The organism is Ruegeria sp. AU67 (assembly GCF_900312795.1).
GTDB lineage: Bacteria > Pseudomonadota > Alphaproteobacteria > Rhodobacterales > Rhodobacteraceae > Ruegeria > Ruegeria atlantica.
Genome location: NZ_OMPH01000031.1, coordinates 1 through 25,688 on the forward strand (window position 1 = coordinate 1; position 25,688 = coordinate 25,688).

General features: G+C 54.4%; 26 protein-coding genes and 2 tRNA genes. 14 read left to right on the forward strand and 14 right to left on the reverse strand.

Features of this window, described 5'->3' with window-relative positions; translation table 11 throughout:
* Positions 1–191: 191 nt before the first annotated feature.
* Complete coding sequence (locus tag DK510_RS18500) at positions 192–566, reverse strand: hypothetical protein (RefSeq protein ID WP_109313359.1); 375 nt, start codon at positions 564–566, stop codon at positions 192–194.
* A gap of 92 nt (positions 567–658) precedes the next feature.
* Here DK510_RS18500 and DK510_RS18505 point away from each other — a divergent pair, with 92 nt between their 5' ends.
* Positions 659–1,417 carry an alpha/beta fold hydrolase gene (locus DK510_RS18505; protein WP_109313360.1) on the forward strand — a complete coding sequence of 253 codons (759 nt, stop codon included), beginning with the start codon at positions 659–661 and terminating at the stop codon, positions 1,415–1,417.
* On the opposite strand, the gene DK510_RS18510 is transcribed toward DK510_RS18505, so the two are convergent.
* From DK510_RS18510 to DK510_RS18535, 6 genes are all read right to left on the reverse strand, one after another.
* A complete protein-coding gene (locus DK510_RS18510; RefSeq protein ID WP_109313361.1) occupies positions 1,418–1,606 on the reverse strand; it encodes a hypothetical protein in 189 nt (62 codons plus the stop codon).
* A gap of 100 nt (positions 1,607–1,706) precedes the next feature.
* Positions 1,707–2,078 carry a rhodanese-like domain-containing protein gene (locus DK510_RS18515; RefSeq protein WP_109313362.1) on the reverse strand — a complete coding sequence of 124 codons (372 nt, stop codon included), beginning with the start codon at positions 2,076–2,078 and terminating at the stop codon, positions 1,707–1,709.
* A 72-nt stretch (positions 2,079–2,150) separates the two neighbouring features.
* A complete protein-coding gene (locus DK510_RS18520) occupies positions 2,151–3,503 on the reverse strand; it encodes an HlyD family type I secretion periplasmic adaptor subunit (protein ID WP_109313363.1) in 1,353 nt (450 codons plus the stop codon).
* Entirely contained in the window at positions 3,500–5,578 is a 2,079-nt protein-coding gene (locus tag DK510_RS18525; RefSeq protein WP_370246535.1) for a type I secretion system permease/ATPase, read from the reverse strand. The genes DK510_RS18520 and DK510_RS18525 overlap by 4 nt, the downstream gene beginning before the upstream one ends.
* A gap of 251 nt (positions 5,579–5,829) precedes the next feature.
* On the reverse strand, positions 5,830–7,770 hold the full coding sequence (locus DK510_RS18530; protein ID WP_109313365.1) for a type I secretion protein: 1,941 nt from the start codon (positions 7,768–7,770) through the stop codon (positions 5,830–5,832).
* 129 nt (positions 7,771–7,899) lie between these two features.
* Positions 7,900–10,323 (reverse strand): hypothetical protein, encoded by a 2,424-nt coding sequence (locus DK510_RS18535; protein WP_109313366.1) that lies wholly within the window; start codon positions 10,321–10,323, stop codon positions 7,900–7,902.
* A 603-nt stretch (positions 10,324–10,926) separates the two neighbouring features.
* Between DK510_RS18535 and DK510_RS18540 the strand changes: the two genes are divergently transcribed.
* Together DK510_RS18540 and DK510_RS18545 are read left to right on the forward strand one after the other, a co-directional pair.
* Positions 10,927–11,676 (forward strand): LuxR C-terminal-related transcriptional regulator, encoded by a 750-nt coding sequence (locus DK510_RS18540; protein WP_109313367.1) that lies wholly within the window; start codon positions 10,927–10,929, stop codon positions 11,674–11,676.
* Positions 11,669–12,166, forward strand: a complete 498-nt coding sequence (locus DK510_RS18545; RefSeq protein WP_109313368.1) for a hypothetical protein — start codon at positions 11,669–11,671, stop codon at positions 12,164–12,166. The genes DK510_RS18540 and DK510_RS18545 overlap by 8 nt, the downstream gene beginning before the upstream one ends.
* 8 nt (positions 12,167–12,174) lie before the next feature.
* On the opposite strand, the gene DK510_RS18550 is transcribed toward DK510_RS18545, so the two are convergent.
* Positions 12,175–12,260, reverse strand: a tRNA-Leu gene (locus DK510_RS18550).
* 393 nt (positions 12,261–12,653) lie between these two features.
* On the opposite strand from DK510_RS18550, the gene DK510_RS18555 reads away from it, so the two are divergent.
* Together DK510_RS18555 and DK510_RS23535 are read left to right on the forward strand one after the other, a co-directional pair.
* A complete protein-coding gene (locus DK510_RS18555; RefSeq protein ID WP_160116570.1) occupies positions 12,654–12,836 on the forward strand; it encodes a hypothetical protein in 183 nt (60 codons plus the stop codon).
* A gap of 158 nt (positions 12,837–12,994) precedes the next feature.
* Positions 12,995–13,120 (forward strand): hypothetical protein, encoded by a 126-nt coding sequence (locus DK510_RS23535; protein ID WP_255414907.1) that lies wholly within the window; start codon positions 12,995–12,997, stop codon positions 13,118–13,120.
* Positions 13,121–14,074: 954 nt separating this feature from the next.
* On the opposite strand, the gene DK510_RS23650 is transcribed toward DK510_RS23535, so the two are convergent.
* Complete coding sequence (locus DK510_RS23650; RefSeq protein ID WP_109313371.1) at positions 14,075–14,317, reverse strand: glycine zipper 2TM domain-containing protein; 243 nt, start codon at positions 14,315–14,317, stop codon at positions 14,075–14,077.
* A 440-nt stretch (positions 14,318–14,757) separates the two neighbouring features.
* Positions 14,758–15,141 (reverse strand): hypothetical protein, encoded by a 384-nt coding sequence (locus DK510_RS18570; protein ID WP_109313372.1) that lies wholly within the window; start codon positions 15,139–15,141, stop codon positions 14,758–14,760.
* A gap of 666 nt (positions 15,142–15,807) precedes the next feature.
* On the opposite strand from DK510_RS18570, the gene DK510_RS18575 reads away from it, so the two are divergent.
* The 3 genes from DK510_RS18575 (at position 15,808) to DK510_RS18585 (ending at position 19,783) form a co-directional block, all read left to right on the forward strand.
* The gene (locus DK510_RS18575; RefSeq protein WP_109313373.1) at positions 15,808–17,055 is read left to right on the forward strand and encodes an agmatinase family protein; all 1,248 of its coding nucleotides are present in this window, start codon (positions 15,808–15,810) and stop codon (positions 17,053–17,055) included.
* Between the two features lie 172 nt (positions 17,056–17,227).
* Positions 17,228–17,578 (forward strand): DUF3299 domain-containing protein, encoded by a 351-nt coding sequence (locus DK510_RS18580; protein WP_160116571.1) that lies wholly within the window; start codon positions 17,228–17,230, stop codon positions 17,576–17,578.
* A 516-nt stretch (positions 17,579–18,094) separates the two neighbouring features.
* Positions 18,095–19,783, forward strand: a complete 1,689-nt coding sequence (locus tag DK510_RS18585) for an adenylate/guanylate cyclase domain-containing protein (protein ID WP_234999148.1) — start codon at positions 18,095–18,097, stop codon at positions 19,781–19,783.
* Positions 19,784–20,074: 291 nt separating this feature from the next.
* On the opposite strand, the gene DK510_RS18590 is transcribed toward DK510_RS18585, so the two are convergent.
* Positions 20,075–20,150, reverse strand: a tRNA-Thr gene (locus DK510_RS18590).
* Positions 20,151–20,334: 184 nt separating this feature from the next.
* On the opposite strand from DK510_RS18590, the gene DK510_RS18595 reads away from it, so the two are divergent.
* A complete protein-coding gene (locus DK510_RS18595; protein ID WP_109313463.1) occupies positions 20,335–21,210 on the forward strand; it encodes a hypothetical protein in 876 nt (291 codons plus the stop codon).
* A gap of 13 nt (positions 21,211–21,223) precedes the next feature.
* On the opposite strand, the gene DK510_RS18600 is transcribed toward DK510_RS18595, so the two are convergent.
* Positions 21,224–21,490 carry a DUF2312 domain-containing protein gene (locus DK510_RS18600; RefSeq protein ID WP_058272185.1) on the reverse strand — a complete coding sequence of 89 codons (267 nt, stop codon included), beginning with the start codon at positions 21,488–21,490 and terminating at the stop codon, positions 21,224–21,226.
* 161 nt (positions 21,491–21,651) lie between these two features.
* Between DK510_RS18600 and DK510_RS18605 the strand changes: the two genes are divergently transcribed.
* Positions 21,652–21,870 (forward strand): hypothetical protein, encoded by a 219-nt coding sequence (locus DK510_RS18605; RefSeq protein ID WP_109313464.1) that lies wholly within the window; start codon positions 21,652–21,654, stop codon positions 21,868–21,870.
* Between the two features lie 9 nt (positions 21,871–21,879).
* Here the strand turns inward: DK510_RS18605 and DK510_RS18610 are convergent, their stop codons facing one another.
* On the reverse strand, positions 21,880–22,095 hold the full coding sequence (locus DK510_RS18610; RefSeq protein WP_058277021.1) for a hypothetical protein: 216 nt from the start codon (positions 22,093–22,095) through the stop codon (positions 21,880–21,882).
* A gap of 245 nt (positions 22,096–22,340) precedes the next feature.
* Between DK510_RS18610 and DK510_RS18615 the strand changes: the two genes are divergently transcribed.
* The 4 genes from DK510_RS18615 to DK510_RS18630 are packed head-to-tail and all read left to right on the forward strand — an operon-like array spanning position 22,341 to position 24,531.
* Positions 22,341–23,204, forward strand: a complete 864-nt coding sequence (locus DK510_RS18615) for an MBL fold metallo-hydrolase (RefSeq protein WP_108861820.1) — start codon at positions 22,341–22,343, stop codon at positions 23,202–23,204.
* A gap of 32 nt (positions 23,205–23,236) precedes the next feature.
* The gene (locus tag DK510_RS18620) at positions 23,237–23,659 is read left to right on the forward strand and encodes a YeeE/YedE family protein (RefSeq protein WP_109313376.1); all 423 of its coding nucleotides are present in this window, start codon (positions 23,237–23,239) and stop codon (positions 23,657–23,659) included.
* Positions 23,659–24,090 carry a DUF6691 family protein gene (locus DK510_RS18625; RefSeq protein ID WP_109313465.1) on the forward strand — a complete coding sequence of 144 codons (432 nt, stop codon included), beginning with the start codon at positions 23,659–23,661 and terminating at the stop codon, positions 24,088–24,090. The genes DK510_RS18620 and DK510_RS18625 overlap by 1 nt, the downstream gene beginning before the upstream one ends.
* Positions 24,091–24,099: 9 nt before the next feature.
* On the forward strand, positions 24,100–24,531 hold the full coding sequence (locus DK510_RS18630) for a TIGR01244 family sulfur transferase (protein ID WP_108861797.1): 432 nt from the start codon (positions 24,100–24,102) through the stop codon (positions 24,529–24,531).
* A gap of 18 nt (positions 24,532–24,549) precedes the next feature.
* On the opposite strand, the gene DK510_RS18635 is transcribed toward DK510_RS18630, so the two are convergent.
* Entirely contained in the window at positions 24,550–25,656 is a 1,107-nt protein-coding gene (locus DK510_RS18635) for a FliM/FliN family flagellar motor C-terminal domain-containing protein (protein ID WP_109313377.1), read from the reverse strand.
* Positions 25,657–25,688: the final 32 nt, after the last annotated feature.

The window sequence follows — 25,688 nt, forward strand, 5'->3', positions numbered from 1 at the left end:
CTGGATCATCGAAGTGGTCGATGGTCTGGCCGCCAATGGCGAAGACGGCAATGGCGCGGTTGAAGCCAAGGTCAAAGCCGAGGTTGCAGAGCTTTGCGCTAAATTCCCGATCTATCCAAACCTGTAATCCACACAGGGATCACAAATCAGAACGGCGTCCAATGGGCGCCGTTTATTTGTTGCGAATGCAGTCAGATGTAACCGCGCCAGCGCAGGACAAAAACTGCCAAAGCCGCCAGCGCCAGAAACCCCAGAGCAAGAGCCCCCAGAAAGTTCAGAAACCAGCCCCAGCGGCGATCGGCCAGGTTTATACCGCTCAGATGGGTCTGAACCTCTTCCGATGCCTTGGCCAGTTTCGGAGTATCCAAAACTAACCGTAACTTGGGGTGCGAGGCCATCTGCTCCGCACCGGCCAGCATCATGGCCTGCTTGTATATGCGGCGCGGCAATCGGCGCTTGGCCTTGCGGACAGAAGCCGTCAGCGTCTGGTCCTTTACACCCAGCTTTTCACGCAGCAATTGCACCGTCTGCGAGATCTGGCTTTGGATATCTGTGGTTTGCGACATGACGTGGCCTCCTGCCAGCGCAATCTAACCTCAGCCCGCAGGGGCGACAATGGGGGCTGGTCGTTTCAAACGCACGCAGGTATCAAACCAGAATGCTGAACACGATCATTCACGGTGAACCGACCTCGAACCCTCCTCTGTTGATTGCGCATGGGCTGTATGGATCAGCCCGAAACTGGGGGGTTATTGCGCGCCGACTATGTGACGAAAGGCAAGTCGTTTCAGTCGATATGCGCAACCATGCCTACAGCGAATGGACCGACCAGCATGGTTATCCCGATCTGGCCGAAGATCTGGCCGAGGTGATCCTGCAACTTGGCGGCAAAGCGGATGTTGTCGGGCATTCGATGGGCGGTAAGGCTGCGATGATGCTGGCGCTGAGCCACGGAGATTTGGTGCGCAAGTTGGTTGTGGCCGACATTGCGCCCGTTACTTATACGCACAGCCAGATCCAATTCATCGAAGCCATGCGCGCCGTGGATTTTTCAACGATCGAAAGACGCTCGGACGCCGAGGGACAGTTGGCGGCGCAAGGCGTCGAAAAAGCACTGCAGAGCTTTTTCACGCAATCGCTGGACGTCAAAGGGAAGCGCTGGCTTCTGAACCTTGACACGCTGGCGGCCGAGATGCCCAAAATCATGGGCTTTCCGGCAACTGATGCATCCTGGGACGGCCCGGCCCTGTTTTTGTCCGGTGGCGATTCCGATTACGTCCTGCCCGAACATCGCAGCACCATCCGCGCGCATTTTCCCGCCGCACGATTTGCGAAGATCCCCGGCGCAGGCCATTGGCTGCACGCCGAGAAACCTCATGAGTTTGAAGCCGCGGTCAGGACCTACCTGAACGCCTGATCAAGCTGCGTTCTGGTACAGTTTCTTCGCCACCAACCAGGACACCGGCAAGGCAGCCACACAGCCAGCCGCAGCAACTGAAACGATTGCAACCGTAGACACCAATCCAGCGGACAGGACGGCAATAACGCCCGACCCGGCCAGAGCGGTTGCAATCAAAGTATACAGGATAGAGGCAAGGCGTAGCATCGTCAGTTGTCCTTTTGTCAGAAGCCCGATTATGGCTTTAGACAACTGATATGCTATACGCCTTGATCTGCGTCAGATTTCTACGGACAGAGGTCAGAAATCAGGTCACTTCGCCGCCACCGTTGACCCAGTCCGGCAAGCCACCGATGTTGTAGACCTTTTCATACCCCATATCTTTCAACAGCTTGCCCGCCAGTGCCGCACGACCACCAGCCGCGCAATACAGCACGATTGCGCGGTCCTTGCGCAGCTCGGAGTCATGAGATTTCAGTGCATCGTCAGCGCGGAATTCCAGCATACCGCGCGGGATATGATGCGCGCCTTGCGCACGGCCGGTTTGCTGCAGCTCGACCGCGTCGCGCACGTCCAGCAGCAAGGCACCCTGCCCCATCAATTCCTTTGCTGTGTTTGTATCAATCCGTTCGACGGCAGCGTTTGCTGCCTCCATCATCTGGCCTACGGTTAATGGCATAAAGCGTCCCCCCTGGTGAATCTCACCGGAGGCTAACACGGTAAACCGGGAAAGAGCAGGTCTATAGAGTGATCAGTGCTCGCGGAAGGCGCGCGACATACTGTCTGTCACAGGCTTTGCAATATAGGCCGCAAAGGTGCGTTCCTCGGTCTGGATCATGATCTCGGCGGGCATTCCGGGTGTGGGAACAAACCCACGCACGCGGTCCATCTCATCGGGTTCCAGCGAGATGCGCGCCAGATAAACCTCTTGCGGAATTCCTCCAGAATCTTCCACTAGCGCGTCCGCCGAGACATAGTAGACCTCGCCGCTCAGCACAGGAGTGGTACGCTGGTTAAGCCCGACCAGTCGAACCGTTGCTTGCTGCCCCATCACGACGCTGTCGATTTCCGTTCGGGGAATCTGCGCCTCGATAATCAGGGGCGCATCGGAAGGCAGGATTTCCGCGATTGGTTCACCAGTTTCGATAACACCGCCAGCCGTATGATAGTGCAATCGCACTACGGTTCCCGTGACCGGAGCGCGCACAACCGCACGGTCCAGAACGCTTCGGGCCTGCCGGGATTTTTCGCGCACACTTTCCAGATCAGCCGCAATCACGCTCAATTCATCCAACGCAGCCTCGCGATAGGCCGATCGCGTGCGGGAAATCTGTTCTTCGTATTTCAGAAGCATCTGGTTGATTTCAGCCGTTTCAGCCGTCAACCGCGCCAGTTGGCCCTCGGCCTCGGCCTGCACGCGGCGGATCGTGTTGATGTCGCCCTTACGCACCAACCCTTTTTTGAACAGTGCTTGTTTGGTTTCGAACTCTTCCTGCAAAATTTCCGAACGTCGAACCATACTTTCCAACTGCGCCTCGAACCCGCTTGAGCGAATTTTTAACGCTTCCATGTTGCGTTCCAGCAAAGCGATGTCGTTTAGCAGCGTCTTTCTGGATACATCAAAGCTGATCTTTTGTCCGTCAAGGATCGCCATCACCTCGACATCGTTCGACGCTTCAATCAGTTCCGGCGAGAACTCAAGCCGATCACGCTCATTGTTTTCAGCCGACAAGCGTTGGGACATGGCTTGCAGACGAATTTTGCGGATGAACAGTTCGCGTTCATTTGACTCGGCCGAGGTCTGGTCGAGGGTCATAAGAACCTGTCCCTTGATAACGGATTGACCCTCGATAACTTTGATATCTTCAATGATCCCACCTTCGAGGTGCTGAACAATCTTATTTCGGCCTGTGGCAACAAAGCTGCCCTGCGCGATTACCGCCGCGGCCAATGGCGCACTAAAGGACCAAACGCCAAACCCGCCAAAGCAGACAACCAGCAAGATCAAGCCGACAGTAACAAAGCGGTGGATCGACCGCGGCACCTCGGCATACCAAACTGCTGGATCCTTCGGGTCATTGTTTACGGGTACAATTTCGTTCATGTTGGCCCCCCCTGCTGCGAATGAATGCCTGGTTTGTTTCCACGTGAGGCATTCAACTGTTGCAGCACCTGTTCACGGTGACCAAACAGCGCCACACGACCATCTGTCAGCAGCATGATTTTGTCGACAACGCTCAACAGCGTCGGTTTCTGAGTGATCACCACGACGGTAATCTTGCTTTCCTTGGCCTGTTCAATCGCCCGCGACAGCGCCTGATCACCGGCAACGTCCAGGTTCGAGTTCGGCTCGTCCAGAACCACCATGCGCGGATTGCCAAAGAAAGCGCGCGCCAGTGCTATCCGCTGTTTTTGCCCGCCCGACAGCGGAGATCCATCAGCGGAAACTACAGTTTCATATCCTTGCGGCAAAGTGGCGATCATGTTGTGGACATCAGCCAGAACAGCGGCGTCGTGGATTTGTTCATCTGTCGCATCGACACGCATCCGACCGATATTGTCCTTGATCGTACCGGGGAACAGCTGAACATCCTGCGGCAAATAACCGATGCTCTCACCAAACTGACGTGGGTCCCAGTTGCGGATATCCATCAGATCCAGACGAACACTGCCGGATGTCGGCAAGATCGACCCAACCAGCGTTTTGCCCAACGTGGTTTTTCCCGCCCCGGAATTGCCGATAACGGCAAGTGTTTCACCGGGATTAAGCGAAAAACTGATGCCGTTCAGGACAACACGTTTGGTGCCACCCGGAACATAAAGAAGGCGCTCCACATCCATGCGCCCCTCGGGACGCGGCAGGCGCAACTTTTCAAATTGCAGGGCCGAATTGGACAAAAGGTTCTTGATGCGCCCAAAAGCGGCGCGCGTCAGCAGGAAAGCATTCCAGCCTTCGATTGATCCTTCGATAGGTGCGAACGCGCGCCCGGCGATAATCGAAGCGGCGATGACCATACCGCCAGTGATCTCGCCCTGCAGCGCCAGATAAGCGCCCCAGCCCAGAATGGCAATTTGTGTCAGCAGGCGTATCGCACGCGAGATGGCCGCGAAGATCACGTTCCTGTCCTGCGCCCGCACTTGCCATGTCAGGGATTGAGCCGTGTCGCGCCCCCAGATGCGGACCGCCTCGGGGATCATCGCCAAAGCATTGATGATCTGGCTGTTGCGCGCCATCGAGTCCAGATGCAGGTTTGCCAATGATTGGGACCTGTTCGCCTCGGCAAATGGCTTTGCGGTCATTTTCTGGTTAATTAGCGCGATAATCATCAGTAACAGCGCGGTGACGATAACAATTGATCCCAACTGCGGATGCACCAGGAAGATCATCAAGATGAACAGCGGCGCAAAGGGGACGTCGAGAAATGAGATCAATGTTCCTGACACCAGAAATCCGCGCACTTGCTGAAGGTCGCCCAACGTCTGATATTCCCGGCCGTTACCGTGCAGCGAAGCATGGGCTGCCGCACTCAGTACTGGCGCGCCCAATCGCGCGGCAACCTCGACCGCTGTGCGCATCAGAATAAAACGGCGCACCGCGTCAAATGCCGCCTGAAAGATCACAGCCCCCGCAACAATGGCGGTCAGCATGATCAGTGTATCCAAAGATCGGCTGGTCAGCACCCGGTCACTGATTTGAAACAGGTAGATCGGGATCGCAAGGATCAGGATGTTGGTTGCGCAGGTCAGAACCAGGACAAATGCCAGATTGCGCCAGATCGCCTTTAGAGAGGTGCGCAGAGTATTTTGGAAATCCTCTGGCGGCGTGCGTTTGTGGAATGTCTGGGGTGGCCCGTTGCCGTCACCTCCGCCCGTTTGTCGGAGTTGCATCGGCTCGTTTGCCTTAGCCTCGATAGTGGCACCTACGTGTTCACCGCCCTTCGAGCGCGTTTGGGGGGGCACCCGCGCAGTCGTTTCTGTGGCGGTGTTAGGATCGGGGCTTTGGGCTTCTTCGGCCACCCCAGCGTCGCGGCCCTGGGCATTCTGATCTTGATCGGGCTGCGACTGTTCGCGCCGGGGTGAAGCTGCGGCACGAATTGGTGGTTCCGATTTGGGTTTGGTCGCCTGCTTTTTGGGCGTTACAGCTTTTGCGGCGACCGCATCATCCTTTTTCGCAGTCATCTTTGGACTGTCCTTTGGATCTGGCACACGCATTTCTTTGTTCAAACGCAAACTTGGCGTCTTAGCTGCTTTAAGTAGGGATTCATCGCTGCCATGCGGCTGCGTGGGTGTAGCAACGCCCTCAAAATCAAGGGGGCTGGCCTCAGATGAACGACGCGACGAAAAAACAAACGACATTTTAAAACTTTCGGAACACTCGTAACAAATATGGTCTTTACGCTATCACGGATTGACCAAATCAGGTAGAAATTTCACGCAAGCATCGTTTGCATCGCATCATCGGTGCTGGCATTTTCAGAAGGCATAAAGTTCGACTGTGCCTTTGCGATAGCGTTATCGCCAATCGCGGCAGTCTCTTCCATTATTATAGCAATGGCTTCATTGGCCAACTCCGAAGCGTCTGGCACTTCGGGGATGTCAATCAGTGCTGCCTGATGCAACAGCAGGTCCGAATATTCGCCGCCCGCTGCCATAATGGTTGAGTCGACACCAGTCTTGGTGATGTTGGCTGCATTCAACAGGGCGTTTCCAGCACCGTTGACCGCGGCATCAACAGCAGCTACTGCTTCAAGCGAAATATCGTCTTGATCCTGCAACAATGTGACCTGTTCGACCGAATTGACCTGCAAAAGATCGCCGTCGATCTTCAGTACGCGAAGCAACTCCATGCCGGCGTAGTCCGGATTGGATGTCAAAGCGTCTTCAAAGGCCTCGCGATCAATTTGCTGCAACGGCATAGCCTCGGCATGGGCCATGTCCAATTCTTCCACCGAGTCCTCCCCGGTGGTCGTCAGAGAGGCCTGGTTCATGACCAGATTGTCATCACCCTCTTCCGGCTTGCCGGCGCCATAGACGTCATCGTCCAGCAGCGCGATGGTCTGGTGCAGCATATCGACCGAAACCATGTTTCCGCCGATCATTATCAGATCATAGAAGTTACCCAACTGAACGATATTGGTGACGTTGCTCAAAACGTTGTCACCCAATGTGAACAGGCTGGTCGAAGCTGTGATTTCCGTGTTGATCTTGTCGATATCTGTGGCGTCGATCACCTGCTTTATAAAGTTCGTGACCCACAAATCGCCTTGTATCCAAGTGACCGAGACAATCGGCTCCGCACCTGGCTCGGCTTCATTGTCGTCCTGCCACCATTCTTCGCTGGCTTCGGTCCCGATAAATGACGCCTGAACCACATTGGTGTCGCTTTGCACTCCGGGTTCACCCTGGTCGATGTCAGACACCACCGCCACCTGGCTGACCACAGTCAAGCTAACTGATTTTCCGCCCACCGCGATGACCGGCGCGTCAACCCAGGCCACAGTGATGTTAACCTCGTTAATCGCAAGGTTTCCGCCCGCGATAACGGTATGGCCCTCGCCGAACTCATCATCATCCGAGCGATCCCATTCGTCCGGGGTCATGTCTGGCGTATCGTCTTCTTCTTCCTCGTCTTCCGTCTGATGATGCGCGGGCAGAAGATCGTCCCAATCCGGAATTTCTTCGACTACTTCGCCATTCACAATCACGCCCAGCGCGTCCTCGCCGTGGAACTGGTGAATGGTCACGCCTTCGATTTGCGATATCATCGGCGACTGCATCTGCTCAGCCAAACTTTCGAAGTATTCCAGCGACTTATAGTCTTCAATGTTCAGAGATGGCGTTGCAATGGCGTGCATCGACAACGCGACATCCAGCATCTGCTCACCTTGCGCAATCTGGATTTCGATATCGCGAAAATCGCCATGACCGATGACATCGTTGTCGTTCAGGACAATCGCCTGGAACGTGTAGGTCACGGCCGAGCCGATGATGAGTGGTGGGACTTGTGGATCTAGAATTAATACTGCCGTCTGCGCCGTCCCCAACTGAACATCCGGAATATAGGGATCGGGTCCGAAGCTGGGACCGACAAATATCTCGGACAACGCAAGCGGCCCATCGGGCACGGGCGGCAACGGAAGATCGGCTGGAGGAGGCAGAAGTTTATAAGGGAGTGGATCATATTCGCCTGGTGGGAGATCTAATTCGGCAGCGATCTGTATGGATATCGGATCGTCGAGTTCATCCAGTTCGACTTTGCGCCGAAGCGCCGTAAATTCTTCGTACTGATCTCTCAGCCGGGCCTGTTCAATCGTAAGCTCAAAGGTCCCAATAAAATGCGCTATCGTTTCTGTAATACTGTCGAGAGACATATCGGTTTCCTTTTCCCCGCCCCGGCCTAAAATTTCCGCTTTGGGTTTGTTGTGCCGAGGCCACTTGTCGCGGCCTCGGCGGTTTCGTCAGAAAGGTCGGGGCCCGATAATTCGGGCCCTGACTGCGACTTATACGTCGGTGTCGTCGCTGTTGTGGGTCGCGGTCATCGAACCGCCAACCATTGTCGTATCGACCGAGTTGCCAAGAACGTTGGCACCCATGACGATCGACTGGTTGAACGCCGATGTATCGACCACGGCAGCTGCCGAAGCATAGGACTCGCCGTTAACGATTCCATCACCGCCGTTGCCTGAACCCCACGATCCAGCATTGCCGCCGGCTCCGCCAGCACCGGAATAGGCGCCCGACGCATCGCCACCGTCGACGTTTGCACCGTTGGTGTCACCAAGCGTCGCCATACCAGAAGCGTCACCAGAGGTTCCGCCGTATCCGGCACCGGCACCGCCGCCGCCGCCAACGCCCGACGTTGCTGTGCCAGTGGCACTGCCCGCTGCGGTCGAGGTTGCGTCGTTGTCCGACATAGCGTCGCCGCCATATCCAGCGATGGCCTCTGCCATGCTGTCTGCCGACCCGTCGGTTTCCGCCGTCGAGAAGACTTCGGACAATCCGCCGTCACCCGCGGTATTCGTCGCGTCAGCAGAACCCTCACCGGTCCCTGTGGATGCAGCATCTTGCTGAACGGCTCCGCCGCCACCGCCGACGCCGTCAGCCATCGCGGTCCCGGTTCCGGTACCCGTCGCTGAACCATCAACGTCATTGGTCCCACCAGCACCGCCATTGACTTGGGCATCCTGGTTATTGTCGGCTTCGCCGGTCACGTCACCCGGAGCTTGAGTGACCGCTGGACCCGTAGCGTCCTGATCACCTACACCCTGAGCATCGGCAGCCGCGTCAGCCGTACCACCGTTGCCGGATGCACCGCTTCCGTCACCGCCAGGGCCGTTGCCGCTGTCGGCGTTGCCACCGTCACCGTCGCCACCGTCACCGCCGGCACCTGCAGCACCCATGCCGTCACCGCCAGGGCCGTTGCCGCTGTCAGCGTTGCCGCCGTCACCGTCACCGCCACCAGCACCTTCGCCACGAGCACCGTTGCCGTCACCGCCGTCACCGCCGTTCCGGTTGCCGCCGTCGCCACCAGTACCGTCGCCACCAGTACCGTCGCCGCCGTCACCGCCAGGGCCGTTGCCAGCATCTGCGTTGCCGCTGTCGCCGTTACCGCCATCGCCGTCGCCGCCGTTACCGCCGTCACCGTCACCACCAGGGCCGTTACCGCCATCTGCGTTGCCGCTGTCGCCGTCGCCGCCATCGCCGTCACCACCGGTGCCGTCTGCATCCGCGCCAGCCAGACCTGCTGCTAGACCTAGTCCGATGTTGCCACCAGATGTCGCGTCATTGGCTTCGGTGTCGCTGTCACTCTCGTTTGCAGCGAGACCAAGGTTACCAGCCAGACCGCCGCCGCCGTTTGCATCGTCGGATTCGGAATCGTTGTCGGTATCAACGTCTACGTCGTTGTCGGCGTCCGAGTCGTTGTCGCCGCCGGCCGATTCACCGTCATTGCTGGCATCCGACGAGCCAAAGCCCAGACCTAGGCCGATGGAACCGGCATTTCCGCCATCACCACCGTCACTATCGCCATCCGAGTCGGCACTACCGTCATTGTCAGCATCCGAGTCGCTGTCGGCGTCACCGCCGTCACCAGCACTGCTGCTGCCATTCGATTCAGCGTTTGAATGCCCAACGCCCAGACCGAAGTTGGTTGCCTCGCCGGAATCTCCGCCGTCTCCGCCTTCGCCGTCACCGTTGGCGTCACCGGATGTTCCTCCAGCGGCATCAGCCCAGCCACCTTCTGTGTCACCACTGGCATCGCCGCCAGTTGTATTGCCACCTTTTCCGGAATCGCCGCCATCTGCACGCGAACCAATACCTTCAGCAGCATTTGCGGTTCCGCCATAGGCGTCGCCCTTCTGCTCGAAGGTGCCGTCATTGGAAACTTCGGCACTTTCCAGAATGTCGTTGTCTTCCAGTGTCGCAACTTGATTGTTGATTGCTGCCATAGCGGTCGTTGTACCGCTCATGTCAACATCCAGGTTCATGTCATCGCCGGGATCATAATCAATGTCGCCACCAGCAGTGATCACGTCACCTACGCTCGCATCGTCGCCCAGATCCAGATCGACCTGATCGTCATCGCGCGGAATCCACTCGCCGCCACCAAAGTCGATGTGAACTGCGTTGGAATTGTCGTTGCTGTCATCACCACCATTATAGTTCTGCTGGTTCTGATCTTGGTCCTGATCCTGGTCTTGATCCTGGTCCTGATCCTGATCTTGGTCCTGATCCTGCTTTTGCTTCTGATCCTGATCCTGATCGTTATCTACGCTGTTGTCGTTGGTTTGCTCTTGCTCATTTAGATTTGCGTCAATCTGAGCTTCTTCGACTGTAATATCGGCATCGATATCAACATGGGCCTCTTCGACCTCAACTTCACCGATTGCAGTAATGTCGTTGTACGGTTGGTTGCGTCTACTCATAATAGTTCTCCACTTAAGAAGCGCACTGACCGTCATTCATCTCTAAAACGGTTACTGGCGCAGTTGAATAATAAGAGCCGCACCAATGCGCAAAACGCGCGTGTGCGGTTTCGTTCAGTGAATTTTACCCACCCTCCTTTCTCGGCTTAGCCGACACCTTGTCTGCGGAAGTAGCTCGCGGTAATGCGCGATTCGCGGACACATCAGGAATTAAGGCTTCAAAATAGAAGCAGGGTCATGGTTACAGGCGGAACGCGTCGTGAATAGCTACCTTAAAGGACTAGAACGCCCAAAGCTTTGATTTCATTGTCGTAATGCTTGTGTGATCGAATAGCAGTCGCAGCATCGGCCATTCGCCCGGATCAAAACTCGCAGTTTGGGAAACCCATTGTTTTCCTCCACTTACGGGAGAGGAAGTACTGCCGACCTAAACGAAAGCATTAGAACTGAGTTTTCGGAACGGCGCACATCATTGATAAAACTTGTACTTTCAGCTATAATCGTGCCTCTTTAACGTAAGTTACTTTAATTCTGCTCTACGAGTACTGGTTACAATTTCGCCGTTATTTTCCCGGCGTTGGTTTATTAAAAGGGGGCGTGGCAATGGGCATTCCAATTCAGGAAGATCCTGTTCAAAACGATTACAATCCCGAAGAATTCTCGATCAATTTCGTCGGCAAAGAACTCTTCTATTCAGATCAAACAATCCATGGTGTCCAATCCGAATTTGGCGTAATCACACGCCGGATCGAAACTATTGACGCCCTGTCTGCGTCAAGCGGCTCGGACGTTAGGGCCGGAAAGGTGGTCGTCGTCGACCAGATGATGCTGGACGACCTGTTGAACCGACCGCAGGCCTATGTGGAAATCGCGGGATCAGGCAGCTTGGCCTTTGCTTATCGCAAGGAAGAATCTGCCCGGCTTGCATTCGAAAAGTGGGATCGCAGCAAATTCGGCGACATCGGCTACCTGCCGATGAACATCGCGCCGGATGTGTGGCGATCTATTTTGCGCCTGCTGTTGCATGAAGAGCTACACCTGCCGTGTTTCCTTGCGGATTGCGTAGCGCATTCACCCACGCCGTCGAATGGTGCGCCGGTAGCGACATCAAAACCCAGCGACCTCCACCCGACATACTCCAAGCTGACACGCCGGGAAAAGCAGGTGCTGCAACTGGTGTCGAAAGGTCAAAGCAACAAGATCATCGCATCGAACCTGGGCATCACCGAACACACCGTCAAACTGCATATGCACAACGTGGCGGGTAAGATCGGTGTCAGCAACCGGACTGCAGCCGCGCAATTCTATTTCGAGGTTGCGCCGGACGAAGCGCGAGAACTGCCCGTTGACTGACGATTTCGAAGCCCGATTTGACCGCCTGATCCTGCTGGTCGGCAAGTTGAACTACATGTGGACCAACACGGAAAGCCTGTTGATTCATCTGATCGCCGGATTGACCCGCACCAACAAGGATATCTCGGTCATCATCTTTCTGACGCTGAACACGACCCGCGCCAGAATTGACCTGGTCGAGCGGCTGGCCAAGATGGAAGGCCGCCCGCCAGACATACGTGACCCTATCCTTAAGCACACGCAGCGTCTCAGCAAGCTTTCGGGAATTCGGAACAGATACAACCATTGCATCTATTCCTTCGACCCCGACAGCGGCAATCCGAAGACAATCCTGATGCGCATTGCAGACCGGAAGACGGACATCAAACTGGGCCGCCAGGATACGGTTGACGAGGGTGCGATGAAGGAAATCGAAAAGGTGGTCGAACAGCTTTCAGTGGCGAACCGGGAAATGTGGAAACTGATCAACGATCTTGGGTTTCCAGCTTAACAATGCGCTGGTGCGGGCGGTGGGACTCGAACCCACACGGGCATACGCCCTTCAGATTTTAAGTCTGATATGTCTACCATTCCATCACGCCCGCTCAGCGTGCCGGGCCTCTGTTGGACCTCATAAACTCAGTAAGGCCATCAGATCATGAATTCAATGCGTTTTGCCTGGGAAACTTCGACTTTCAAACGTCGAGAATCCCTCCGGCATTACCCCTGACTTCCCGTCGCCGCGATACGTCAATCACCTTCTTTTGGGTTGCATGACGCTTGCTTAGCGTCCGCTTGGGGATAAGCCATGCTGCAAGGCAGAAAAACAATTGAGTTAAGTCGTTAGCAACGAGCAAAAGTCCTTTGAGGATCGTATTGCCTAAATCAAAAAACGCACGGAAGAAACAGCAGGCAAGAAACCCAAACCCAAACCCGATAACTTCTGGAGACTCCTAGCTCATCCAGGGGCGTTTGTCTGCGAATTCATGCTTGGTTCCATGGTAGTTTTGCTGACCCGTTTCATTCAGTTTCAAATGGTAGGTGTGCCGGAAGTCGGCAAAGTGAACACGCAAGATTTCATCGGCATCGCGATGGCCAGCCTGTCGGGAATGGTCATTTCGATGTTTCTCAGGGACAAACAAACAGAGTTTGAAAGCGCAACACAATTGGGGACTTGCTGACAACTTTCACGTTCCACAATCACGTTTGGGCTTAGTCACCATCACGGAAACCTCTTTGCAGACCCCAGCACGTGGGGGAATGACGCCATCAGCGCCATCCTCAAAAGAAATCGCAGTTATAGCCGGCCAACCCCCAACCAGAACAGGACAACAGTGCAATGAATACAGCCACAGTAATTTTCACCTTCGCCACGGCCATCCATCTGATGATTAGGCGTGCTGCGTATCAGAAGATCATCATTGCCTTGGGTTGGGCCATCGCCCGGTTCGACCTCGAAAATTGAACCCCGGTTCAAATTCTGATCGGGAATGCCGGTTACGCGAACAGGGCCGCGGCGAAATGGCCGCAGCTCTAGGGTATGACAAACCCCGATCCCACGCGGATCATTCATCCAACGAATGACACATCACTTCAAGGACTCCGATTCGAATTATGCGCTTCCGCTTTTCAGCTGATTATGTCAGTATCCTCGTGGCTTGTTCAAAGCGGTGCAGTCCCTGAAATCCCTCATCTCGACTCGCATCGCACAATATTGTGGGCATTTGCACTCGCGCCCTCTGGCAGTTCAAAGACGCTCGCGACTGATCGTGTGTCAAAAAATTTTGGATTGTGCCGGGGAAGAGCAAGCAATCACTACCCTTCCTGATAGTGGGCCTGATGCACAAGGGATTCTGGACTTGGAGGAAAGGGAAATAGAGAGCTTGATGGAGAAGATCCAAAAAAGGCGCACGCAATGCCTTTGTTTGCAGACGCACAGCCCATCGCTGACCAGTTGTTCGACAAGCATCTTGCGTTGAAGTCCGCCAGCGTCAAACGAGAAGAATAGCGTAACCGCAAGAGATTGGCGGTAGTTCTTAAATCTCACCGGACCTCAATGCACAGACAACCAAACCAAAAGTGTCTCCAAAGTTTCGTCAATATTTTTGACCGCCATGAAAGTTCTCTATTTACCTAAAAATTTAAGGCGCACTGCGGACAAAATAGAATTTTTGTCACCACGAACCAAGAAAATGGCGATAGCATTACACCCACAAAGAATGCCCGCAATCCTTCAGCCAGACACCCCTGATGAGTGGACGAATGGAAGTCCTGAAGAGGCATTTAACCTACTTCACCCCTTTGCCGCCGAGCAAATGCGGGTTGGCGAAGGTGTGCGTTCGGACCCGTAAGATAACCGCTCTTTAAAGCGGGTTTTCTTGTGCCTCCAAAATTTGAGCAAGCGATTGATGCAAGGTTGCTAGTTGCAGACTGATTGCCCTGCATACATCCCAACGCCTGCACCTGCTGCGGTTGCTAAAGTCTTACCGGCTCCGCCACCGAACCGATTTCCAACCATACCCCCAAGGGCAGCACCCCCTAGGATACCTGCAGCACATCGAGCGTCATGCTGTATTTGGGCCTGAGTTGTCGTCGGCGGTGCCCCGCATGCAGCCAGGAACAGTGAGATCCCAAGCGCACAGGTTAACGGTTCTCTGTTCATCTCTATTGCCTCTCAAATTACCAAAATAGCTATCTGAGTAGGTGGCTCTTGGGCGTCAATTGTACAAGATATCAGCGTCTGCGTGACTTAAGCTTAACCAAATCTTAATAAAAGAAAATCTAGGTCAAGTGCTTCACGCGAAAACCCAAGTGCCGTGAGTTCAATGAGTCTCAGTTTAGGCAAAATACCTATCGGGTATTGCTGGGCTCTATTTAGAGTAAGTGGGGAGTGGCATCGATGGTCCGGTTAAAGGATATTCAATCAGTGGTATTTGCGTTCGATTGGACAAACTCTTCTGCCTTCGCGGTTGTCGCAGCGGCCACCACGCCACAAATAACTGCCGTAGCGAGTACGAAACCTTTAAAGCGCGTCATGGCGAAAACAGTTCTCGAATTGTCCATAGCAGGAACAGTCCCTCCGCAAAGTTAGACGAACGCTATTTAAGGGCAATCAGAAAGGCGGCTTTGCGGCTGCATGCCGTTGAAGTATCCTTCGAACACGATTTTACCTTTGTGCATGACGAGAATCCCGTCTGTGTCAGTTCGCGCGAAAAATTCAGGAAAGGAAATTCGGGCAGGTTTACCATCCTCGACTCCTTCGAAGGAAAACGTGTCGAAGTTAACTGGTTTGTGACTCCGCTCAGCAACTGTGGCCGCGCGCCGGGAGATTACAACGGAAGGAAGTATGGCGCTGGTGTTCTGGAACGACCAAACATTGTTTTCAGGCATCAACCAATTTCCTTTGGTGATGGTCTGGTCTTCTTCTTTTGCCTCGCTGATCCCTGCAAAGGCAAACGTCAACAAAAGCGCAATGAAGATCAACATGTGCGTGTTTTTTTCATAGGCACCCTCAATTCTACCGGACAGTTAAGGGAACAGCTTGTCAAACGTTCCGAGATGTATCTAGCAGAAAAAAAATGATGCTCGTTACTTCCCCATCCGGCGATAATGATATGTCGCGAAGGGCTAATGCAATTGTTTCATTTGTAGGATCGTCGGCCCGGTAACGGTAGGGTTGAAGATACGGATGATGAGCGAGATCACGAGTATTTTGTCGTCATGTCGCTTCTTGTTCGTGCGTAGTCTGACGCCGCAATCGAACTAATGTTAAAGCATGAGGAAGCCTCGAAATCCGCGCGTAAGGGAGTGTATTCACGCGCCATGGACATGGTTTTTATCTGCCGACAGGACAAAGTGTAGCCAGTGTCGCCAGCTACTTCTCTCATGATTTCTAGTATTTTCATACGGCGGCTTTGTTCGCGAAGTGGACGTTCAAGCTAGTTGCAGCGAATGTCTGCAACGCGGACAAAACAGGCAATGTAGGAAATGAATTATGGAAATGCAGGCAGACAAATAGTCTAAGAAGACACGCTACTATCCGGCCTTATTATACTACTGAGGCGAAATTTGCTTAAAACGGCAGTTTCTGGGATAATTGTGGGATAGCCAAAATTTGAGGACGGACTTTCGGTGTTTCAATGTGTTCCCAAAATGCTCGCTGTATTGTGCCTTGCTCTTACCGGTGCCGCGAACGCTCAGCTTTACGGCCATGAATTCGAAGGCACTCAGTCACCGATCCGTGAGGGGGAACAACCCGTCATTCCCTTGGACACCGCGGATCCAACTTTCAATGCGTGGCGAACACCCTTGCCAAGTTTTGAAGGTTTGCGCGAAGGAAGAGAGCCGGGAATTGTTGACCCTCAGCGCTTCTATGGTCAAGGCTACATGCAGCTTCCGACGTTTTTACACCAACCTTTGGCTTTCACGCCGGGCGATCTCGCTGCTGCTGAAGTGGACGTCGCTATTTTGGGTGCATTTACGGATATGGGCGGTGGCGCACGCGGTGCCTCACGCGGGCCGAACGCTGTGCGCAACTCATCAATTTATCTTGGCTATGGGGCGCGGCAACCACATATGCATGTCATGGTGGACCCGCTGCAGGACATGACCGTTGTCGACTACGGAAATGCCCCGAACGATATGATGAGCACAGAGCGTACAATTCATGCAGTTCGATCTTTTGTTGGTGAGGCAGCGGCAGTGCAACACGCAAACGGCAGCCATGTGATACCCTTTATAGTGGGTGGTGATCATTCACTGATGTACCCAAATGTTGCCGCGATGACCGACGTTTACGGAAAGGGTAACGTGGGTGTTGTTCACTTCGACGCCCATTATGATGCAGGAAAATATGGCCTTGGGCACCTAATCAACCATGGCATGCCAGTTTTCCGATTGATCGAAGAGGATATGGTTGAGGGCAAAAACTTCATTCAAGTGGCGTTGCGCGGATACTACCCAGACGAAAAAGCATTTGAATGGATGCGTATGAACGGGTTCCGCTATCACACCATGGCTGAGATCGAGCATCGCGGCTGGGACGCGGTTATGGAAGACGTCATTGCCGAGGCGAATGATGGGCCGGAGTATATTTATATCTCTTTTGACATCGACACGTTCGACCCAGCTTTCGTTCCTGGAACGGGAACGCCCGAGCCTGGCGGATTAATGCCTCGTGAGATTTTTCCGATAATTCGTCGTCTTTGTGCTGAGTCAAATGTGATTGGGTTCGAAATTGTTGAACTTGCTCCGTTAATGGACCCAACCTACGTTTCAGCCTTGAATGCCAACCGAACTATCAGGGAATGCCTGACAGGCATTGCGATGCGAAAACTGGGACTGACCGAACCGGATTACAAAAGCCCACTTACTGTTTCTCACGGTCAGAATGACAATTAGACTACTGGTCTGCCCGGTCTTTTTGGTTTCTCTAACCGGTTTGGAGGCAGTCTCTGAACCACGGGAGATTTCGTGGTCTGATCTTCGAGAAGGTCGCCTTGCTGAGTGCTCTGAATTCTTGGAAGGCTACCTGTCAAATCCAAATTGTTTGCCGAGAGACTTGAGTGATCACATGCTATCGATGCAGATTGCCGAGTGTGTTCCCGGTAACTCTGAATTGGAAGGCAATCAAGTTCTCATTGCAGGTTATGCTCATCCCTTTGAGTTCGAATTCAACGATGTGACAAGCTTTTTGTTAACTCCCCTGTTGTCTCAAAAGTGCCGTCATCCAACTCCTCCCCCTCCCGATCAAGTTATTTCTGTTGAGTATCCAGCAGGCGTCGACATAACGACGGACCCTGTTTGGGTTACAGGTCAAATTTTCATTCGTCAAAGTCAGAGCGTACTCGCGCCTTCAATCTATAGGATTGAAGCTTCGGAAATAGTCACAGCCACCATTCCTGACGTCTCAGCCGCCGAGTAAGGTCTTTCGCCGGGGATAAGTTACCGCTTTGGGCTTGTTGCGGTCATTCGCTGCGCTCGGCATGAGCGTCCCCCCGCGGACAGAGCTGCCGCGTGTACTGACAGACGCCTATCTCGCGCGGGAGGAATTTTATAAGTATTTGATATCAAGTATCTTTCTAAGCGACCCTTCAGGGGCATCTAAATACCGGCGAGCGCTTGCTTACTGCTACAGCGTGGGGGGAATGGGTGTCTAACGTCACTCACGTCATAGCCAAAAGTCCCCCTTAACCGACAAAAATGACCTGCGGGTTGTGCAATCCGTGCCTTAGGCTCTGGACCTATTAATACGAAATCTGCTCACTGGCAGCAAAGCAGACGTTCAGGCAGACTGCAGCGAACGGCTGCTCCGAGCCTAAAGCGGTCGCGTTTTCTTGATGGTACCCCTTTGCTCTGACTACCGGGCTGACATTGCTCTCTCTACAAGCTAGTTTCCAACAAGCGGGGAGAGAAAAACATGGAAAAGAGGCTTGCTGCGGTGCTGGCGGCTGATGTCGCCGGATACTCGGCGTTGATGGATCAGGATAGGGACGGCACACTCAAAGCGCTCAAGGCTTTCCGTGAGGATCATCTAATACCCGCTTTGGCGGCACATGATGGGCGACTGATCAAAAGCATGGGCGACGGATGGATTGTTGAGTTTCGCTCCGCATCAGCCGCGACAGAATGCGCGATTGCTGTTCAGGTTGCTGAGCGACCGCAGGAAATCCAAATCCGCATCGGCATACATACCGGGGAAGTCGTTTCGGAAGGCGATGACATATTCGGTGACGGTATCAACATAGCTGCCCGTCTCGAGGCATTAGCGGAACCCGGGCAAATATTGATTTCAGACACCGCACATAACAGCCTAGACAGGAATGCTGCCGCCTCGTTCTCTGGCGGCCAGCACGCCGAACTGAAGAACATTGCCCGCCCCGTTGGCGTGTGGCAGTGGCCCGTCGGTTCGGCGGCTACAAGTCCAACTGTCAAATCGGAGAAACCCGGTATTGCTGTGCTGCCGTTTGACAATATGTCGGGCGACACTGAACAAGAGTTTTTCGCCGATGGAATTACCGAGGACATCATAACAGAGTTGTCTCGGTTTCGTTGGTTGATGGTCGTGGCGCGAAACTCGTCTTTTACATTCAAAGGAAAGAGCACTGACATTCGCGAAGTTGGGCAGGCGCTCGGCGTGAGATATGTGCTTGAAGGGTCTGTGAGGCGCGCAGGCCAGCGTCTGCGGATAACAGGACAGTTAATTGATGCAGAGAATGGCAGCCATATTTGGGCCGATCGTTTCGATGGGATGCTGGACGATGTTTTTGACCTTCAAGATCAGGTCACACAGGACGTTGTCACGGCAATCGAACCGTCCGTTCGCCATGCCGAGACGGTTCGCGCTCGGGCGAAACCGACAGAAAACCTCGACGCGTATGAACTTTACCTCCAGGCTCAGTCACATTTTCACCTGCTGACCGACCAAGACAACCGTGAGGCCATTCGCCTTACACGTCTGGCGTTAGAGCGCGATCCTGACTATTCGTCGGCAGCTGGATTGCTTGCGTGGCTGCATATTCAAAGGATGGTGCAAGGGCTGAAACCGATTGACGAAGGGCCGAAGGCCGCCGTAGCCGCAGCAGAACGTGTATTGTTAAGTGATCGAGCGGATGGAATTGCGTTGGCTTACGCCGCACACTCGATCTCTATGCTTGCACAAGACTTGCCGCGAGCTCGCGCAGTTTTCAAACAAGCACTAGCCGAAAATCCAAATGCTGCGACCGTTCACATGCTCGCTGGCATAAACCTGAATTTTCTCGACAGACCCGAAGAAGCCCTGGAACACGCGACACACTCGATCAATCTCAGCCCAAAAGATCCGATGCGGCACGCAGCCTATGTCGGGCAAGCCTCCGCATTTTTCCAACTTGGGCGCTACGCCGAAGCTGTAGAGGCCAATCGAAACGCCTTGGCCATTAGGGCGAAATTCGTGATTACGCATCTCATGCTCATCGCATCCTTGGCTCAAAACGGAGACCTTGAGTCAGCAACGGCTGCGGTATCTGAACTGCAGGAACTTCGTCCAGATCTCGACATTAAAGAACAAACGAAACTCCCCATATTCAGCGTTCCCGAATGCTCGGAGCAATGGCGGGATGGATGGCTAAAAGCTGGCCTTCCAATCTGAGAAAGCAAAATCAAGCAGGCGATCCAATCCAACGGCTTCTTCCGCAAACCGATCTTTGAAGCACTTCGCATCGAACGGCTGCTTTTAGCGCTGTCCATTTGATCAGCGATGTCCTTGGGCCAACGGCGACGATACCGCAGGGTCTTCCCGCCACGCAAACTGTCCAGATGCTTCAGCTTGTGATTCACCATGTTCTCACCTCTGCGTATTAAAGGCGCCCTCATTTGTGTCCTAATTTTCGGGCTGATAACCCAATGAAATAAGGGAATAAAGGCTCTGAGGTGATGATAGTGGTGCCCCCACACGGACTCGAACCGCGGACCTACTGATTACAAATCAGTTGCTCTACCAGCTGAGCTATAGGGGCGCTGGGTGTCGATTACTTTCTCTTTTAACGGACTGCAAGCCTCAATTTTCATCCAAACTTAGGGATTTTGGATTTTCCTTGTGATGCGACCGATCACCTTCAAGGGGGTGTGTGGATTTGACTGTCCATAGCACAGCCTGTAATTCGACAGGCAGGGTCAGGAATGCAAGGACAAGAACCAAACATGCAGGTTGCAATCCACGCAGGCGCGGCTTTTACCGATGAAGGGCGACTGCTCAGGTCGTTGCAAGCTAATGGAGACGTACTGGCCCGAAATGGTGCGACTTTCTTTGGTCCTCGTCGTTACCGGCAAGTGTTCAAACCCGCATTTCAGGCCTTGAATACGCGCCCTCCATTGCCGGATGAGATTGAAAGTATGCGGGGCAATCTTCCAATCCACCCAGAGGCAAGGCGCGCCATTTTCACCAGTGCCGAATTCATTGGCGAGAAAGACTTGGTTCTTGCCGGTGGGCAATTCTATCCTTCCGCGGGCAAACGCTTATCTGTTCTGGAAGAGTCCTTTAGCGATTGTCAGTTGGAATTGTATCTGGCGCTCAGGAACCCCGGTAGTTTTATCCCAAAACACCTGATGTCATTACCGGAACAGGCGCGCGAAGACGTAATCCGCAACAATGATCTAAGTCACCTCAGCTGGGTTGAGATGATCGAAAATGTTCGCGACTTTGCCCCTGCAGTACAGATCACCCTGTGGTGCAATGAGGACATCCCGCTGCTGTGGGGGGACGTTGTGCGCAGCGTCGGCGGGCTTGCTGCGGACGCTACGATCAAAGATGAGTATGACCTGCTGATCTCGCTGCTGACCGAAGAAGGTCAGTCACAAGCGCAGGCGATTTTGGACCAGGTTTCGACGCTTTCACAGGCTGAGACCCGAGACGTTCTTGCAGACATTCTGGCAAACTATGCTCAGCCGGACAAAATGGAGGAAGAACTGGACCTGCCCGGCTGGAGCGATGAGATCATCGACGCATTTTCCGAACTGTACGAGCAGGATCTGACCAAGTTGGAAACGATGGCCGGGGTGAAGGTCCTGAAACCCTAACCCCAGGCCCGGCTCACATGCCCAACGCTTCCTTATACATTTCAAGTACCGCCTCTTCTTCGGCGATATCGTCCTTGTCGCGTTTGCGCAGCGCGATGACCTTGCGCATCACTTTTGTGTCGTAACCGCGGGCTTTGGCTTCGGCCATGACCTCTTTCTGCTGCTCCGCCAGATCTTTTTTTTCGGCATCCAGGCGTTCGATCCGTTCCACGAACTGACGCAGCTCGCCCGCTGTCACACGGTAGTTGGCGGCGGCCTGATCTTCGGTCACGTCTTCCATATTCATCTCTCCAAAAGGCTGCGATCTGATGCATTAGCAACGGCAGTTAGCCGGATACATTGCCGCCGCGTGGGCTGCAAGCATCCAATCCTCGATGGGCTTGTGCGCGGTCGGTCGATCCGCTAAGCGCAAACAGGATTTGCGGAAAAATGTGGGGAACCATGTTCGAATTCATCACCTGGGGCGGTGCCGCCCTGTCACTAGCTGGCCTGCTGGGTCTGGTTTGGTGTATCTTGCGTGTGATGAAAGCGCGCAAATCCGGCCTGTCGGACGATGAATTGCGCGCCGCTGTTCAAAGCGTTCTGCCGTGGAATCTGGCTTCGCTTTTTCTTTCTGTGATTGGCCTGATGCTGGTGATCTTGGGAATCTCGTTCGGCTGATACTTCGCCTCAGACCGGCATATTGTCGAACTGCGCCTCTATGGCATCTTCGCACAAAGCCGCATCCAGGTGACGCAGGCGCGATGGCACGTGCATGCCTTCCTGACGCATCCGATCAATCACTTTGGTTACACTGGGCTGAAGCGCAAGCCGGGTCTCAAAACAGGCATTCTGCAGCTTTTGCTCCAGATGTTCGGCTTCGGAATACAAACTTTTTGCAGACATTTTATTCCTCCCAATTTCTATCACTGTCGCCGATATAGGTAACGGTTTTAAGACCTGGTTATCCTGGCGAACAAACGCGCGGAAAACTGCCTGTCGCCCACCCGGTATCGGCAACCTAAGGCAGAATGATTAAATTCTAATCGGATTTGGATTAACTTGCCTTGACACGCATCAAATCAAAGAATGCCGGTTGCATCATATTCTGAAAAACATATATGATAAACTGCGCGCTGACGGAGAGCCAGATGACACCAATTGTGAAAGCGTTTTTCGACCCTGAAACCAATACGGTCTCATACCTTGTGCAGGAACCCGAAGGGACGGCCTGCGCAATCGTCGACAGCGTTCTGGACTTCGATCACGCCTCGGGCCGAACGAAGACCGACTCGGCGGATCAGATCGTCGCTTATGTTCGCGACAATGAGCTAAGGGTCGAGTGGATTCTGGAAAGCCATGTGCATGCCGACCACCTTTCGGCGGCACCCTATCTGCAACAGGAACTGGGCGGAAAGATCGGTATCGGTGAACAGATCGTAACGATCCAGGAAACCTTCGGGAAAATCTTCAATGAAGGGACTGAGTTTCAGCGCGACGGCAGTCAGTTCGATGCTTTGTTCCGCGATGGCGACAGTTTCCATGTTGGGCAGATGCGTGGCGATGTTTTCCACACGCCCGGCCATACGCCCGCCTGCATGACATATGTGATCGGAGACGCGGCATTTGTCGGTGACACGCTGTTCATGCCGGATTTCGGCACCGCGCGATGCGATTTTCCCGGTGGGTCTTCGGAAATGCTGTTCGAGTCGATCCAGAAGATCCTGGCCCTGCCGGATGAGACGCGCATCTTTGTTGGCCATGACTACAAAGCTCCGGGGCGTGATGAATTTGCCTGGGAGACCACTGTCGGAGAGCAAAAAGCCCTGAACGTCCATATCGGACAAGGCAAATCAATCGAGGAATTTGTCGAGATGCGTGATGCCCGCGATGCGACCCTGCCCATGCCGCGCCTGATCCTGCCGTCCCTGCAGGTCAATATGCGGGCCGGACAGATGCCGCCTGCGGATGAACAGGGTGACGTATTCCTGAAGGTTCCGATCAACAAGTTGTGACGCAGACCCGTCGGGCGAACTGAGGATAACAAATGTACATTGAATGGATTTGGGGGCTTGCCGGTGGCTTGCTGATCGGGCTGGGCGCTGCAGTCTACCTTTTGGGCAACGGGCGCATCATGGGTGCCAGCGGGATTCTGGGCGGGCTGGTTGATGGCAGTGACCGCGCCTTGGAACGCTTAAGCTTCATCGCAGGCGTCGTAGCGACGCCGTTTATTTTGAGCCCCCTACTCTCTTCTGCGCCCATGACCCATCTGACCGACAATTTCGCAGTGATCGTCATCGCCGGCGTTTTGGTTGGCGCAGGAACGCGCATCGCCAATGGATGCACCTCGGGGCACGGGGTATGCGGTATTTCTCGATTCTCCGTCAGGGGCATCATCGCGACGTTGATCTATATCGGCGCAGGTGGGGCAACAATTGCCCTGATGCGCCATGTATGGGGGCTGATTTGATGCGGGTTCTCGTATCAATGCTGGCTGGATCTCTGTTTGGTGCCGGCCTTTTGATCTCGGGCATGACCGATACCACCAAGGTTCAGGGGTGGTTGGATGTGTTCGGAAACTGGGATCCCACCCTGGCATTTGTGATGGGCGGCGCGATCCTGCCGATGCTCATCGCGTGGAGAATGACGGCCCACCGCAGGCCGCTGACCGGTGGTCAATTTCCTAAGATGAGCCCGCCCGAGTTGGACCGCCGCCTGATTATCGGTTCCGTGATGTTTGGCATTGGCTGGGGCTTGTCCGGGCTTTGTCCTGGACCTGCCATCGCGTCCATAACCTTTGGCGGCCTTGGCGGCCTCGTGTTTCTGGCTGCGATGATCACAGGAATGTTTGCGGCGCCCGGGTTTGGTGCACAACTGGACAGATCCGCAAACGCGGCCTAAGCAATTGCCATGGAGATTCGACCAATAACCCCCCGCTATGCCGTCTCGCCCCAAATCACGGTCGAGGACGTCCCAGCCATCGCCGCAGCAGGTTTCGTTAAGGTCATCTGCAACCGTCCCAATACGGAAGTTCCACCAACCATGCAGTCAGATGCAATCGGACAGGCCGTCCGGGCAGCCGGGATGGAATATGAGGTTCTGGAACTGACCCACCAGACCATGACGCCCGGCAATGTTGCCCTGCAACGAGAATTGGCTGAAAGCTGCTCTGGCCCCGTTTTGGCCTATTGCGCATCGGGTACCCGCTGCTCGGTGGTTTGGGCTTTGGGTCAGTGCGACCACATGAGCGCGGATGAGATCCTCGAGGCCACAACCAAAGCCGGTTATATGCTGGACAACCTGCGCCCCGCGCTTGAGCATATGCGCGGTTCTGACGGCTAAGGACCTTTGGCAATTAGGTTAGGTTGGGTCAGCAATGTCGTCCAATCCCGTCAGACCTGCCAGTTGCGAAATTTCGGCCGCCATCTGATCCGGGCTGCCAAAGCCTAGATCGCCCTCCAATTCGTTCAATGCCACAGCATCTATAGGCACGATCTCATGTGTGGGATCGATTGGCATCGGATCCTTCAGAGCCTCCGGCCCTGGCGCGTTGCTTTGCGCTTCCAGAAACTCGGGCATTTCAGCTTGCTCCAACGCCGCAGCCGAAGCACATTCGTTCAACCGTACTGCGCGCATCCCTCCGCATTGTCCCAAACGTCCAATTGCAGCCCGCGTTCGACCAATTGTCAGGATTTCCGCACGATCTAGCCGTGATCCGGTCAACGGTAGAACGTCCCCAACTGACAGCCCGGACAGGGTTGCCAATGGCACTGACATCCTGCCGATCACCGTATTCAATTCGGCCCGGACAACCCCCGACGCTTGCTCAAGCTTCGGGCCGGCAGCAACTTGAATTTCATCATCGGCCCCCTGCTCTGACGGTGTATCGGGCAACAGAACTGTGATCTGGCCCTGTCGCAGCCCACCGCCAAGTTCTACCGTCAGGTCAAACACGCGATATGCGTCTTCGACCATAGCCAGCGACAATGAACGCAGATCCGCCATCCGCGCCCGGAATTCATAACCGGTAAGACTGGATTGATCGGCGGCTGTATCGACCAGCGCGACGGCCCTGGTCAAAGCGTCTTCGACCAGCAGAGCCACCATTGCTGCATCCGTATCTGTGTATTCTCGTGCGGTTGGCGGGTTCGGCATAACTTCACCAATTGTCTGCACTTGCACGATCGCTGACACGACCCCCATATCCGCGCAAATCGCAGCGGACATCCCGTCCGCGTTGCCCAGGCGCAGCAGCATCCAGTCCGCGTCAACCACCTCGGCCAGCGTGTCCTGAGCTTTGAGAGACTGCTTTGCCCCGATCACCGATAACGGCAGCTGGAACCGATCCCCTGCCGTTCGCGCAAAGGCCAATCGCAGGGCACGAAGAATGGAACGCGGCTTTTCACCTTGCTCCTCTTGTCCTGCTGAAAGTTTGCGCGCCAAAGCTGTGCTGACAGACTGCGTCATGCCCGATACCGATTTGAGTTTCTGAACCTGGT

What these genes read in the sequence shown, in the direction of transcription:
- DK510_RS18500 (WP_109313359.1), bottom strand. Translation starts at nt 566, where the DNA reads ATGTCGCAAACCACAGATATCCAAAGCCAGATCTCGCAGACGGTGCAA.
- DK510_RS18505 (WP_109313360.1), top strand. Translation starts at nt 659, where the DNA reads ATGCTGAACACGATCATTCACGGTGAACCGACCTCGAACCCTCCTCTG.
- DK510_RS18510 (WP_109313361.1), bottom strand. Translation starts at nt 1,606, where the DNA reads ATGCTACGCCTTGCCTCTATCCTGTATACTTTGATTGCAACCGCTCTG.
- DK510_RS18515 (WP_109313362.1), bottom strand. Translation starts at nt 2,078, where the DNA reads ATGCCATTAACCGTAGGCCAGATGATGGAGGCAGCAAACGCTGCCGTC.
- DK510_RS18520 (WP_109313363.1), bottom strand. Translation starts at nt 3,503, where the DNA reads ATGAACGAAATTGTACCCGTAAACAATGACCCGAAGGATCCAGCAGTT.
- DK510_RS18525 (WP_370246535.1), bottom strand. Translation starts at nt 5,578, where the DNA reads ATGACTGCGAAAAAGGATGATGCGGTCGCCGCAAAAGCTGTAACGCCC.
- DK510_RS18530 (WP_109313365.1), bottom strand. Translation starts at nt 7,770, where the DNA reads ATGTCTCTCGACAGTATTACAGAAACGATAGCGCATTTTATTGGGACC.
- DK510_RS18535 (WP_109313366.1), bottom strand. Translation starts at nt 10,323, where the DNA reads ATGAGTAGACGCAACCAACCGTACAACGACATTACTGCAATCGGTGAA.
- DK510_RS18540 (WP_109313367.1), top strand. Translation starts at nt 10,927, where the DNA reads ATGGGCATTCCAATTCAGGAAGATCCTGTTCAAAACGATTACAATCCC.
- DK510_RS18555 (WP_160116570.1), top strand. Translation starts at nt 12,654, where the DNA reads ATGGTAGTTTTGCTGACCCGTTTCATTCAGTTTCAAATGGTAGGTGTG.
- DK510_RS23535 (WP_255414907.1), top strand. Translation starts at nt 12,995, where the DNA reads ATGAATACAGCCACAGTAATTTTCACCTTCGCCACGGCCATCCATCTG.
- DK510_RS23650 (WP_109313371.1), bottom strand. Translation starts at nt 14,317, where the DNA reads ATGAACAGAGAACCGTTAACCTGTGCGCTTGGGATCTCACTGTTCCTG.
- DK510_RS18570 (WP_109313372.1), bottom strand. Translation starts at nt 15,141, where the DNA reads ATGTTGATCTTCATTGCGCTTTTGTTGACGTTTGCCTTTGCAGGGATC.
- DK510_RS18575 (WP_109313373.1), top strand. Translation starts at nt 15,808, where the DNA reads ATGCTCGCTGTATTGTGCCTTGCTCTTACCGGTGCCGCGAACGCTCAG.
- DK510_RS18580 (WP_160116571.1), top strand. Translation starts at nt 17,228, where the DNA reads ATGCTATCGATGCAGATTGCCGAGTGTGTTCCCGGTAACTCTGAATTG.
- DK510_RS18595 (WP_109313463.1), top strand. Translation starts at nt 20,335, where the DNA reads ATGCAGGTTGCAATCCACGCAGGCGCGGCTTTTACCGATGAAGGGCGA.
- DK510_RS18600 (WP_058272185.1), bottom strand. Translation starts at nt 21,490, where the DNA reads ATGGAAGACGTGACCGAAGATCAGGCCGCCGCCAACTACCGTGTGACA.
- DK510_RS18605 (WP_109313464.1), top strand. Translation starts at nt 21,652, where the DNA reads ATGTTCGAATTCATCACCTGGGGCGGTGCCGCCCTGTCACTAGCTGGC.
- DK510_RS18610 (WP_058277021.1), bottom strand. Translation starts at nt 22,095, where the DNA reads ATGTCTGCAAAAAGTTTGTATTCCGAAGCCGAACATCTGGAGCAAAAG.
- DK510_RS18615 (WP_108861820.1), top strand. Translation starts at nt 22,341, where the DNA reads ATGACACCAATTGTGAAAGCGTTTTTCGACCCTGAAACCAATACGGTC.
- DK510_RS18620 (WP_109313376.1), top strand. Translation starts at nt 23,237, where the DNA reads ATGTACATTGAATGGATTTGGGGGCTTGCCGGTGGCTTGCTGATCGGG.
- DK510_RS18625 (WP_109313465.1), top strand. Translation starts at nt 23,659, where the DNA reads ATGCGGGTTCTCGTATCAATGCTGGCTGGATCTCTGTTTGGTGCCGGC.
- DK510_RS18630 (WP_108861797.1), top strand. Translation starts at nt 24,100, where the DNA reads ATGGAGATTCGACCAATAACCCCCCGCTATGCCGTCTCGCCCCAAATC.
- DK510_RS18635 (WP_109313377.1), bottom strand. Translation starts at nt 25,656, where the DNA reads ATGACGCAGTCTGTCAGCACAGCTTTGGCGCGCAAACTTTCAGCAGGA.